The sequence below is a fragment of the Marinobacter sp. AL4B genome, assembly GCF_019916045.1.
Classification (GTDB): domain Bacteria; phylum Pseudomonadota; class Gammaproteobacteria; order Pseudomonadales; family Oleiphilaceae; genus Marinobacter.
Genome location: NZ_JAILWZ010000009.1, coordinates 253800 through 265710 on the forward strand (window position 1 = coordinate 253800; position 11911 = coordinate 265710).

10 protein-coding genes and 2 tRNA genes are annotated in these 11911 nt (G+C 53.4%); 4 read left to right on the plus strand and 8 right to left on the minus strand.

Features of this window, described 5'->3' with window-relative positions; translation table 11 throughout:
• Nucleotides 1-15 precede the first annotated feature (15 nt).
• A complete protein-coding gene (locus K5L82_RS01750) occupies nucleotides 16-1005 on the plus strand; it encodes a metal-dependent hydrolase (protein WP_223132944.1) in 990 nt (329 codons plus the stop codon).
• 124 nt (nucleotides 1006-1129) lie between these two features.
• On the opposite strand, the gene K5L82_RS01755 is transcribed toward K5L82_RS01750, so the two are convergent.
• The 6 genes from K5L82_RS01755 to alaS all read right to left on the minus strand — a co-directional run bounded on the left by K5L82_RS01755 (nucleotide 1130) and on the right by alaS (nucleotide 6749).
• On the minus strand, nucleotides 1130-1930 hold the full coding sequence (locus K5L82_RS01755) for a MerR family transcriptional regulator (RefSeq protein ID WP_223132945.1): 801 nt from the start codon (nucleotides 1928-1930) through the stop codon (nucleotides 1130-1132).
• A gap of 124 nt (nucleotides 1931-2054) precedes the next feature.
• Nucleotides 2055-2131, minus strand: a tRNA-Arg gene (locus tag K5L82_RS01760).
• 60 nt (nucleotides 2132-2191) lie between these two features.
• Nucleotides 2192-2281 (minus strand) — tRNA-Ser (locus K5L82_RS01765).
• 125 nt (nucleotides 2282-2406) lie between these two features.
• Nucleotides 2407-2604: a carbon storage regulator CsrA gene (gene csrA / locus K5L82_RS01770; RefSeq protein WP_133005221.1), complete on the minus strand. Its 198-nt coding sequence runs from the start codon at nucleotides 2602-2604 to the stop codon at nucleotides 2407-2409.
• 170 nt (nucleotides 2605-2774) lie between these two features.
• Entirely contained in the window at nucleotides 2775-4013 is a 1239-nt protein-coding gene (locus K5L82_RS01775; protein ID WP_223132946.1) for an aspartate kinase, read from the minus strand.
• A gap of 105 nt (nucleotides 4014-4118) precedes the next feature.
• Nucleotides 4119-6749 (minus strand): alanine--tRNA ligase, encoded by a 2631-nt coding sequence (gene alaS / locus K5L82_RS01780; RefSeq protein ID WP_223132947.1) that lies wholly within the window; start codon nucleotides 6747-6749, stop codon nucleotides 4119-4121.
• Between the two features lie 140 nt (nucleotides 6750-6889).
• On the opposite strand from alaS, the gene K5L82_RS01785 reads away from it, so the two are divergent.
• Entirely contained in the window at nucleotides 6890-7426 is a 537-nt protein-coding gene (locus tag K5L82_RS01785) for an RDD family protein (RefSeq protein ID WP_133005218.1), read from the plus strand.
• Nucleotides 7427-7442: 16 nt separating this feature from the next.
• On the opposite strand, the gene lptG is transcribed toward K5L82_RS01785, so the two are convergent.
• Together lptG and lptF are read right to left on the minus strand one after the other, a co-directional pair.
• Nucleotides 7443-8504, minus strand: coding sequence for an LPS export ABC transporter permease LptG (gene lptG / locus K5L82_RS01790; RefSeq protein WP_133005217.1), 1062 nt, complete (start codon nucleotides 8502-8504; stop codon nucleotides 7443-7445).
• The gene (lptF, locus tag K5L82_RS01795; RefSeq protein ID WP_133005216.1) at nucleotides 8497-9600 is read right to left on the minus strand and encodes an LPS export ABC transporter permease LptF; all 1104 of its coding nucleotides are present in this window, start codon (nucleotides 9598-9600) and stop codon (nucleotides 8497-8499) included. Before lptF ends, lptG begins: the two co-directional genes overlap by 8 nt.
• A 221-nt stretch (nucleotides 9601-9821) precedes the next feature.
• On the opposite strand from lptF, the gene K5L82_RS01800 reads away from it, so the two are divergent.
• On the plus strand, nucleotides 9822-11312 hold the full coding sequence (locus tag K5L82_RS01800; RefSeq protein WP_223132948.1) for a leucyl aminopeptidase: 1491 nt from the start codon (nucleotides 9822-9824) through the stop codon (nucleotides 11310-11312).
• Nucleotides 11302-11814 (plus strand): DNA polymerase III subunit chi, encoded by a 513-nt coding sequence (locus K5L82_RS01805; protein ID WP_223132949.1) that lies wholly within the window; start codon nucleotides 11302-11304, stop codon nucleotides 11812-11814. Before K5L82_RS01800 ends, K5L82_RS01805 begins: the two co-directional genes overlap by 11 nt.
• Nucleotides 11815-11911: the final 97 nt, after the last annotated feature.

Here is an 11911-nt window from a genome sequence, read left to right on the forward strand (position 1 = left end):
AACAGGAGATTAACAATGGCAACAATCACCGCTTCAAAAGTCAGCAAGATAAACTGGCCGCGCTTCCAAAAGCAGCAAAAAGGCTCTTCAAGTCCGCATTCTCTTACTCCGCGTCGCGTGGAATTCAACTGGGCAGACACACCGCTGGAATGGATTCCCGGGCAACCGTTTGCGAGTCACTTCATCAATCAAATCAATATGATTTTGCCCGCTGGAGAACATTGGTTTTGCCGACTTTTTAACAAGGCCCTTCCACACATCACCGATGAGAAACTCCGAGAGGACGTAAAAGCCTTTATCCGACAGGAAGCCATGCATGCACGCGCTCATGGCGGCGCCATCGAGGAATACTTGCAAAACCACAACATAGAAACGGCCCGAAACACCGATTTTATGGACAACCTGTTCAAGGTAGCCCTGGCCGACAACCCGTTTGGACAAAAAATCCCCAAACGATTAGAACGGAACTGGCTGATATTTCGCTTAGGTTTAGTCGCAGCTGTCGAACACATGACATGCGTTCTTGGCATGTACGCGCTGGAAAACAAAACGTGGGACGATGCTGGTGCAGATGAGGTGCTTCTCGATCTGCTGCGATGGCACGGCGCTGAAGAGGTCGAGCACCGCTGTGTGGCCTTTGATTTATATCAGCACCTGGGCGGCAGCTACGCATCTCGCTCCTATTTGGCGCTGATTACCTTCCCTCTTATTTTCGGGCTATGGGCCGACGGCGCAGCACACCTGATGAAACAGGACTCACGCTTCGCCAAAAAACGACCCAGCATTTTCCGGCCGTGGATTTGGCGTGAATGGAGTCGCGCTGCGAAAACAGGGCACCTGCCCAGCCTGACCTGGCTGACCCTGAAAGAGCTATCCTTCCTATCACCGCTCTATAACCCCTCTAACGAAGGATCAACAGAACTGGCCTTGAATTATCTGAACGACTCACCCGCCTATCTCGCCACGCAGAAACCGGAGACGAAAGCCACCGCCGCATCTGCGTGAAGTTTCAGAATTAACAAATACTACGCCTGATCTTCCTCCCGGCAGCAGCACGCCGGAGAGGAAGTCCGTATAGCTTCAACAAACGAGATATGACTAAAGAAGCTGTCGAGTGGAGACAGATTCTTTATCGCTCCTCTTGCATATTTTCTATGACAGCAGAGAGACGATCGCCCAAGAAATTACGCAGGGAACGGTTAAGTGCAAGCTCAGCTTCAGCACGAATTGTTTGATGAGCGAGCGGGCGAAGCTCCCAAATCAATTGAGAAAGCTCACGAATGGTCTCAGAGGGCGGTAGCTCATCGCCAAACTCATCGAAGTGGGCAACAGCAACCTTCACCAAACCGTCCGCTGCCCGCTGCACATTGCCCCGCAAAAGGCGCAACAAATCGACGATTTCTTCAAAGGACATACCCAACTTGACCAACTGCGCACCGGCTTCAATAAGCCTCGGGCTTGGAGCCACAAACTTGGTGCGCTTGCGTTCTATCAGGCCCAGCTTCACCGCGTCATCGATCATGCTCTTGCTGGCGCTATTCAGACCGAACATTTTGATGAGATCCGTAAGGCTGTACTCTCGGGGCGTTTCAGATGAGAAAGCAAGCGTGATCGCCTTCTCCAGGCCCAAGATCTCCTCTAAATGACGTCCATCGGTCCATGCGGCAAGCAATTCACGAATATTATCAATAGAGTACCCGCGATCTAGCAAGTTATTGATAATGTCGAGCCGAGCGGCATGCGAATCAAAGTAGATGCCCAAACGTCCGCGCTTTTCAGGAGGCTCGAGAATTCCCCGATCCTGGTAGGCACGGATGTTGCGCACTGTGGTACTGCCACGGCGCGCGAGGTCGTCGATGGTGTACTCGCCTTCGGCCAACTGGCGTTTACTTGTTTTTCGTCCACGACGATTAATGATGGGATTATTCATGCAAGCATTATATAACAGACGTAGTCATTGGCAACTAGCGCCTCTGAGGCAGATAGAAAATTTCAGGCATAAAAAAACCCAGCACTTAGGCTGGGTCTTTAGCTGCCTCTCAACAACTTAATAATGGCGCGGCTGGGAGGATTCGAACCTCCGACCGCCTGGTTCGTAGCCAGGTACTCTATCCAGCTGAGCTACAGCCGCACATCTAGTCGCATGTGGTTGAAAGCAACTTCAACCTGTTCTCATTCTTCCGAGAAAGAATGGCGGAGAGGGAGGGATTCGAACCCTCGGTACGATTGCTCGTACGGTTCCTTAGCAGGGAACTGGTTTCAGCCACTCACCCACCTCTCCTTGAGAACGGTGCGTATACTACCACAACTTTTCTGTTTTCATAGGGTTGACACGATATTTTTCTAATCATTTTTCCCTAAAAATTAAAAAGCCGCTCAAGCTATCGCTGAACGGCTTATTTCTGATCAACTATTGCCCGGTTCTGGCTCATCGGAGCCTTTTTCGGACTGAATGCGCTGATAGATTTCTTCACGGTGAACCGCTACGTCTTTAGGAGCATTTACCCCGATACGAACCTGATTCCCCTTAACTCCCAGAACGGTAACGGTTACCTCGTCACCGATCATCAGAGTTTCGCCAACACGGCGAGTTAAAATAAGCATGTTCCATACTCCCTATTGCAAGGCTACCTGTTCCGACTGTCACTACTTTTTACTTATTGCTTTTATAAAGGGATCACCTATCAAACTATAGACGCAATAACACTTATGCCAAAATAGTTCCTGATAGAAATAACCAATGACCCTCAACTACACCCTTCAGCATCCTGCTTTCAAGCATTCTCATCTATCTCAGCATTTTCCAATCCGAACGTGCTATGCAACGCGCGAACCGCCAGCTCGAGATACTTCTCATCGATCACCACCGAAACCTTGATTTCGGATGTGGAGATCATCTGAATATTGATACCTTCTTTTGACAGCGCCTCAAACATTTGGGTGGCAACACCCGCATGAGAGCGCATACCCACACCTACGATGCTGACTTTAGCGATTTTGCTATCGCCGATAACTTCACCTGCATTAATGTCGTCGGAGATACGGCGCAAGATGTCTTGAGCGCGTTTCAAATCAGGACGGTTCACCGTGAACGTGAAGGCAGTCTTATTATCTTGACCGACGTTCTGAACGATCATGTCGACTTCAATGTTGGCATCGCTGATTGGCTTCAGGATACTCAGCGCACTGCCTGGGGTATCCGGCACGCCGGAAATAGTCAGCTTGGCTTCATCACGATTAAAAGCAATGCCGGAAACAACCGGTTGTTCCATGGCCGTATCATCCTCAAAAGTGATCAGGGTTCCTTCGCCTTCCTGGAAGCTGGAGAGCACCCTTAACGGAACGTTGTATTTACCTGCAAACTCGACAGCACGGATCTGGAGAACCTTTGAACCCAGACTCGCCATCTCGAGCATTTCCTCAAATGTAATACGATCCAGCCGACGTGCGCTGTCTACAACACGCGGGTCAGTCGTATAAACACCGTCTACATCGGTGTAGATCTGGCATTCATCGGCCTTCAGCGCTGCAGCCAGTGCAACAGCCGTGGTATCGGAACCACCACGACCAAGCGTGGTGATATTTCCCTGCTCGTCCACACCCTGAAAGCCGGCCACCACAATCACTCGGCCTGCATCGAGATCTGACTGCATCCGATGCGCATCAATGTCTTTGATACGAGCCTTGTTGTGACTGTTATCAGTCAAAATCCGAACCTGGCCACCCGTGTAAGAACGAGCGTCACAGCCACGTTTTTGCAGCGCCATGGACAGCAAAGCAATGGTCACTTGCTCACCGGTGGAAACCAGTACGTCCATTTCCCGTGGTGTAGGCTCTTCCATAATGTCGCCGGCCAATGCGATCAGGCGATTTGTCTCACCGCTCATTGCCGAGACCACGACAACGATATCGTGCCCTTCCTTGCGGAACCGACATATCTTGTCGGCTACCGCCTCAATCCGCTCGGTTGTGCCGACGGATGTACCACCAAACTTTTGAACCAACAGAGCCATGTTTTGCCAAACTCCGAACCGGGGACCCAAAGCGGAGCCCTAAGGCTCCGCCATCGTATAAAGCGGGCGGATTATAAACCCGTGCCCACTGCGGAAAACAGCGCCTTACTGGATATTTCCTTCAACCCAGGCAGGCACACCCGCCAGAGCGTCGACCAGCTTCGACGCATCATTGCCACCACCTTGCGCCATGTCCGGACGGCCACCGCCTTTTCCATCCACTTGGGCACACAGGTGCTTCATCAAATCACCCGCTTTAACCTTACCTGTCGCGGACTTGGTCACACCGGCAACCAAAACAACTTTGCCATCTTCGACAGTGGCCAATACCACCACACCTTCACCCAGCTTGTTCTTCAGCTGGTCGGCAGTTTCCATCAGCCCCTTGCGATCTGCTCCATCCATCTGCGCCGCAACGACTTTGAGGTCACCCACTTGCACGGCAGAAGCCGCCAGATCACTACCAGCAGAACTGGCCAACTTCGCTTTCATAGCAGCAATGTCTTTTTCCAGCTGACGATTGCGGTCTACAGTTTGCTGGACTTTGTCTACCAACGTTTCCCGAGTCGCCCTCACCAGCTTGGCGGTTTTGCGCAACGTGCTCTCGGTTTCATCTGCCCACGCCAGCGCGCCAAAGCCAGTGACCGCTTCGATACGACGAACACCCGAGGAAATACCGCTCTCGGAGGTGATTCGCATCATACCGATATCGCCTGTACGAGAGACGTGAGTACCGCCACAAAGTTCCACCGAATATCGATCAGAACCCATGCTTAGCACTCGCACCACATCACCATACTTCTCACCAAATAGTGCCATGGCGCCTTTTTCCTGTGCGGTCTCCATGTCTGTAACGTCTATTTCAACCGGCGTATTCTGAAGAACCTGTTCATTCACCTGGCGCTCAATCTCTTTAAGCTGCTCAGGGGTAACCGCTTCAAAATGGGAAAAGTCGAAACGCAACTTGTCCGGATCAACCAATGAGCCCTTCTGATTTACATGCTCACCCAACACCTTGCGAAGTGCGGCATGCAACAGGTGCGTAGCAGAATGATTACGTTTGGTGCGCTCGCGACGTTCGTGATCGATACAAACATCCACCTCTTGGCCAGAGCTCAACTCTCCTTCAACGAGTTTACCCACGTGCAGGTGGTTATCCCCGTCCTTTCGAGTATCCGCTACTTCAAAACGGCCACCGTTCCAAGTCAGCAGACCCGTGTCCCCCACCTGACCGCCAGACTCGGCATAGAAAGGTGTGCGCTCTAATACAACTACGCAATCATCACCGGCAACCGCCTTGCGCTCTTCGCCCTCAACCAACACCAAGCGCACGCGCTCTTTACCATCGACATGGTCATAACCGGTAAACTCGGTATCCCCTTCGATGCTGAGCCCTTCAGCGTTGTAATCAATGCCGAACTTACTGGCAGCCCGCGCCCGTTCACGTTGGGCTTCCATAGCTTTTTCATATCCGGCGTAGTCCAGAGTCAGACCACGCTCACGTGCGATATCGTTGGTGAGGTCTACCGGGAAACCGTAGGTGTCATAAAGCGTAAACACCGTTTCGCCAGGGATCTCATTGCCTTTAAGCTCGGCAATGTCTTGCTCAAGCAAACGCAGACCTTTGTCGAGCGTTTTAGCAAACTGTTCCTCTTCTTGAAGCAGCACCTTCTCGATCTGCTTCAAACTGCTGACTAACTGCGGGAATGCTCCTCCCATCAGGTCCGCCAAAGGCTTGGCCAACTTGTGGAAGAAAGGCCCGTTCGCGCCCAGCTTGTTACCGTGGCGAGCCGCACGTCGAACAATCCGGCGCAGAACAAAACCACGACCTTCATTCGACGGCATTACGCCGTCCGCAATCAGGAACGAGCAAGAACGAATGTGGTCTGCGACGACACGCAGTGACGCCTCAGTGCTTGCTGCGCCGCCAAGAACTTCAGAGGCTGCCTTCAACAGATCCTGGAACAGGTCGATTTCGTAGTTACTGTGCACCCCCTGCAATACCGCGGCGATACGCTCAAGGCCCATGCCTGTATCAACAGAAGGCTTTGGCAGGTTCAGCATTTCACCATCGGCAGTACGGTTGTACTGCATGAACACCACGTTCCAGATTTCAATGTAGCGATCGCCGTCTTCTTCGGGGCTACCGGGAGGGCCACCCGCAACATCCGGACCGTGATCGTAAAAAATTTCGGTACAAGGGCCGCACGGACCGGTATCGCCCATCTGCCAGAAGTTATCGGACGCATAGCGGGCGCCCTTGTTATCGCCAATGCGAACTATGCGCTCTGCTGGCACACCCACTTCTTTATTCCAGATATCGAAAGCTTCATCGTCATCCGCGTAAACGGTCACCCACAGCTTTTCTGTCGGCAGGTTCAGCCACTGATCTCCGGTTAGGAAAGTCCAGGCAAAATTGATGGCTTCACGCTTGAAATAGTCACCAAAGCTGAAGTTGCCCAGCATTTCGAAAAAAGTGTGGTGACGCGCGGTGTAACCGACGTTTTCGAGGTCGTTATGCTTGCCGCCAGCGCGCACACACTTCTGGGTTGAAGTTGCGCGAGTGTAATCGCGCTCTTCCCGACCAAGGAAGGTATCCTTGAACTGATTCATGCCCGCGTTAGTAAACAGCAAGGTTGGATCGTCCGCTGGCACCAGCGAACTGCTTGGAACAATAGCGTGACCGTGCTGTTTGAAATAATCGAGGAACGTCTGTCGCAACTCTGCGGTTTTCATAGCCCTTTGATACCTTTCCAGAAACCCACCGAGAAGCCGGCAGGTCCGCGATTGAATACGAATACTTACATGCGTGTGCAAATCCGCTACTCTAGCACACGCTGAGAACATGAAAAACGTGAAACCTCATAGGAGAACCCATGCCCCGCCGCTTCCACGACGCCGAGGAACTATTGCCGCCAGCCACAGCATTAAAGCGAGCACTCGCCATTATCTACGACGGCTTGATCAGCATTGCAGTGCTATTGGTGGCCACTTGGGCCTACACCATGGTTGCCGGCTGGATAACAGGCTGGGATACCTACGAACAAATGGCGGAAGCAGGCCAGCTCTCCGGAGATCCCGGGCTAACGTTTGTCCTGTTCCTTGTGCTGTATCTGTTCTTTGCTTATTTCTGGACTCGCGCAGGCCAGACACTTGGTATGCAGGTTTGGCGCGTACGCATCGAAAATCTGAACGGCACATCGGTAAGTTGGACGCAGTCTCTGCTCCGCTACGGCACCGCATCGGCCGTGGTTTTTCTGGCCATGCTCGGCGGCCACTACCTGGGCGCGGTCACATTGCTGCTGACCGTACCAGCCATCATCGCACTGTTTTACCCGATCAACGGTCTTTCGATCACTGACCGCATTTCCGACAGCGTGGTTGTAACCTTACCCAAACCCACCAAGAAATAACCAGCCTTGGGCCGGCTTAGCCGGCCCGCCTCATTAGCACAGCCCCTACCGCAGCATTAATCAGTATTGGAGCCAGCACGGCAATCATCGGATTAAAACCGTAAACCATGCTCATCGGCCCCAGAAGATCCTGCATATACTTGAACAGCAGCCCCACCAATAAACCGGTAAACACGCGAAAACCCATAGTGACCGAACGCAGCGGTCCGAATACAAACGAAATAGCCACCAACACCATGACGGCCGTTCCTAAGGGCATTAGCGCTTTTTTCCAGAATGCCAGCCAATATTGGGCGGCAGTCAAACCCTGCTCCCCCAAGTATCGGGCGTAAGTGAACAACCCGGTCATTGATAGGTTTTCGGGCTTCACGATCAGTACACTGAGCACTTCCGGCGATAAACCGGTATCCCACCGCAGTGATGCTTGCTCATCACGAACCGTGCGGTCTTCTTCAATGCGAGTGGTGACCACGTTCTCAAGAATCCAGTGATCGCCATGAAAGGCTGCCTTCTGTGCAAAACTGGATTGGGTCAGCTGCCGCTCGTTGTCAAATTCAAACAAGGACACGCCTATCAATACACCGTCAGGCTGCACCGCGTTCAAGTGCATGAAGGTATTCCCTTCCCGATGCCAAACCCCATGGGCTTCGGCGACATTCTTACCGCCCCCCATCGCAACCGCTTTATCGCTCTGAGCAATGCGCTCGGTGGCTGGCGCCACATACTCACCAATAAACACACCCAACAACACTACAATCAACGCCGGCTTCATGGCCGACCAGACGATGCGCTTCAAAGAGACGCCAGCGGCCCGTATCACCGTCAGTTCCGACGAACTGGCCATGGTTCCCAGCCCAACCAGGCACCCCATAAAGGCCCCCAAGGGCAGGTAATCATAAATTCGGCGAGGTAACGTCAGCGCCACGTACCAGAGCGCCTCCATGGTCTGGTAGCCATTACGGGTATCTTCAAGCTCGGCGATGAAGGCAAAAATTAAATCCAGCGACAGCACCACTACCATCACCAAAAACATGGCACCGCCCACGGTGGTCATCACATAGTTGTCGATCTTACGCATGGGCATTCGTCTCCTTTTCGAGGCGACGGCGATTTAGCCAAGTCGGGCCAAACTGCAGCCACAAGCCTAGCGACAAGAACAGTGCATGAACCCACAACATGCCCAGCCACTCCGGCACTTTGCCATCCGCCAGCGCATCCCTTGCGACAATCAGTAAACCGAGATAGGTGATGTACACCAACATGGCTGGCAACAAATGGAAGAATCGACCCTGCCTCGGATTCACACGGCTCAGACGCACTGCCAACAGGGTGATGATAGGGACAATCAACGGCAGAGAAATACGCCAATGCAATAACGCGCGATCTTCCGGATCATCCGAATTCCAGAGATCGAGTGTTGAAATACCTTCTTCCAGCTCTTTCGTGCCCGCTTCACCGCTCTGAATTTTCAAACCGTAGGCATCAAAAAGTGTCACGCTGTGATCAAGCTGTCCGGGCACGCCCTGAAAACGCCCTCCTTCTTCAAGAATCAAAAACCGGCTACCGGTTTCTTCATCAATCAGTTGCGAACCCGTTTCTGCCGTAATCAGCGTAATCCCTTCGCCATCCCGACCGTATTCCGCGATAAAAACACCTTGCAGCTGGCGTTTGTCGTCGCTCAAAGACTCGGTATAAGTCACGCGGGTACCGGAGCTAAGATCCTGAAAGCGTCCCGGCGCCAACATTTCAAACTCCGTGGCCTTGCGCTGCTCGTTGAAGATCTGCTCAACCTGCTTCATCCCCCAAGGCGACACGTAGAGGCTCATCGCACCCACCACAAACATGACAGGCAACGCACCCAGCAGTGTTTTCGCCAGCAATTGACGCTCACTCACACCGCATGCAAACAACACGGTCATCTCGCTTTCGAGGTACATGCGGCCATAAGCCAACAATATGCCGATGAACAAACCCAACGGAAGAATCAGCTCAAGAAATCCCGGAAATCGGTAACCCATGATGGCAAACAAAACACCTGCGGCAATTTCACCCTCGGCGGCACTGCCTAGATATTTAATGAACCGGCCACTCATGAAAACCAGCAACAAAATGCCGGAAACGGCGAACATGCTCACCATGATCTGGCGAATGAGGTAACGGAAAATGATAGTCAAATCAGTCTCTCTGGTGGCGCCCGGTTAGAAGATGGTGGATACAGGAAACTGCGCGTATTCTATGTAACCTTGCCACTGATTGACAGTAAAGCAGTCAACCATTAAAGCCATTCAAGCAATATAGGCCGTCTGCTTGATTATTCGCGCCTTAGCCCCAATCCTAGAGAACATACAAAACTCTGGGCTAAGCCCAACACTTGAATCACTCAACAGGAGTTGTCATGAATTTCAGCCTGAGCAGCAAAGCCATCACGGCGACCAACACCGACTGCCTCGTCATCGGACTGCCCGAAAACGGTGAATGGCCGGAGACCACCAAAGCAGCAGACCAGGCATTGGGAGGGCTGATCAAACAACTGAAACAAGCCGGTGACCTGACCGGCAAAAACGCCACGGTTAACACCCTACCTCTTACCGAGCAACCTTGGCAGCGCGTGATTGTTATCGGCACAGGCAAAGACGACGAGCGCCATCAAGCCAACTACCGAAAAGCCCTGATCGCCGCCGTAGGCGCACTCAAAGACGGCCCATCCAACAGTGCCCTCATCTGCCTGACCGACACCCAAATTCAGGGTTCAGAAACCATCGCTTCAGAAGACGCGCGCTTGAACCTGCTTGGCCGCACGCTGGAAGAGCAACTTTACACCTTCACCGGATTCAAGAGCGAGCAGCCACCAGCCCGCAAACTCAACAAAGTTGTTGCGCAAGCGTCGGACGCAGACCAATCTCAGAAAGACGCCTTCAACCTGGGCCTGGCTACCGGACGCGGCATGAACTACACCCGCGATCTCGGCAACACACCGCCAAACGTGTGTCACCCCGTATGGCTGGCCGAACAAGCGCAAAACATGGCCAAAGAGCACGACTGCATCAAAACCGAAGTAGTGGATGAAAAGCAGATGGCCGAAATGGGCATGAACACTATCCTGGCTGTAGGCAAAGGCTCCGAACAGCCTCCCCGCCTGATTGTTATGGAATACCACGGTGGCAAAGCTGACGAAAAACCTTACGTATTGGTCGGTAAAGGCATAACTTTCGACAGCGGCGGCATCAGCCTGAAGCCCGGCGCCGGCATGGACGAAATGAAATACGACATGGGTGGCTCCGCCAGCGTATTCGGCACCATGAAAGTGCTGGCCGAAACCAAGCCCAACATCAACGTAGTGGCCGTCATTGCAGCCGCTGAAAACATGCCCGACGGCTCCGCGACACGCCCGGGCGACATCGTCACCACCTTGAGCGGCAAAACCGTTGAGATCCTCAACACCGACGCCGAAGGCCGCTTGGTACTTTGCGACGCCCTCACCTACGTGAAGAAATTCGACCCTGAAACCGTTATCGACCTCGCCACCCTCACCGGCGCCTGCATCATCGCCCTGGGCCATCAGGCAACCGGCATGCTGGCCAACGACGACGAACTAGCCAACGAATTGCTGGCCGCAGGCGAAAGAACCGGCGACCGAGCCTGGCGCTTGCCCCTGTGGGACGAATACCAGAGCCAGCTCGATAGCAACTTCGCTGACATAGCCAACATCGGCGGCCGCCCCGCAGGCACCATCACAGCCGCCTGCTTCCTGTCGCGATTCACCAAAGAATACCGCTGGGCCCACCTGGACATTGCGGGTACTGCCTGGGATTCCGGCAAAGCCAAAGGCGCGACCGGCCGCCCGGTTCCCCTACTGGTCAACTACCTGATGTCCCATGCAGGGTAGCAACCCAACCAACCCACCGGAGCCCGGCAGCCCAGCTGCCGACTCCTCCGGTCAGGACACCAAAAACCAGCGCTACTGGTTTCACATCCTCGCCCAAAACACCCCAGTTGCCCGCAACCTCCACGCAGCCAAACTCGTGGACAAAGCCTGGCAGCAGGGCGACCGTGTGTGCGTGCTCTGTGAAAACCAACAACAAGCGCAAGAACTCGATGACCTACTCTGGAACTTCACCCCGGACGCCTTCATCCCCCACAGCATCGCAACCGACCCAAGTTCCCCTTGTTCCGACCCGGTCGGCATCCTGCTCTACCCACCGGCCGCTACCGATTGGGACACCGTCATCATCCTTACGTCCGACCTGCCCGAACAGGCTGACCAATACCGAAGACTGGCACTAGTCGCCCAAAACGATCCGGCGGTACTGAATCAAGCTCGCGGCCACTACAAACAGTTGCGAAAGCTGGGCATAGAAGCGCGGGTACATGACATGCGAAAACGCTGACCAACACCGAAACGAGCAGGCCAAGAATATACGAGCACCGGAAGCTGAACGTTCGCCCGAACCAAAGCGACCATGTATAATGGCCGGTTTCAAACTT

Bases quoted from the DNA above. Each gene is read 5' to 3' on its own strand.
- K5L82_RS01750 (WP_223132944.1), top strand. From the start codon at position 16: ATGGCAACAATCACCGCTTCAAAAGTCAGCAAGATAAACTGGCCGCGC.
- K5L82_RS01755 (WP_223132945.1), bottom strand. From the start codon at position 1,930: ATGAATAATCCCATCATTAATCGTCGTGGACGAAAAACAAGTAAACGC.
- csrA (WP_133005221.1), bottom strand. From the start codon at position 2,604: ATGCTTATTTTAACTCGCCGTGTTGGCGAAACTCTGATGATCGGTGAC.
- K5L82_RS01775 (WP_223132946.1), bottom strand. From the start codon at position 4,013: ATGGCTCTGTTGGTTCAAAAGTTTGGTGGTACATCCGTCGGCACAACC.
- alaS (WP_223132947.1), bottom strand. From the start codon at position 6,749: ATGAAAACCGCAGAGTTGCGACAGACGTTCCTCGATTATTTCAAACAG.
- K5L82_RS01785 (WP_133005218.1), top strand. From the start codon at position 6,890: ATGCCCCGCCGCTTCCACGACGCCGAGGAACTATTGCCGCCAGCCACA.
- lptG (WP_133005217.1), bottom strand. From the start codon at position 8,504: ATGCGTAAGATCGACAACTATGTGATGACCACCGTGGGCGGTGCCATG.
- K5L82_RS01800 (WP_223132948.1), top strand. From the start codon at position 9,822: ATGAATTTCAGCCTGAGCAGCAAAGCCATCACGGCGACCAACACCGAC.
- K5L82_RS01805 (WP_223132949.1), top strand. From the start codon at position 11,302: ATGCAGGGTAGCAACCCAACCAACCCACCGGAGCCCGGCAGCCCAGCT.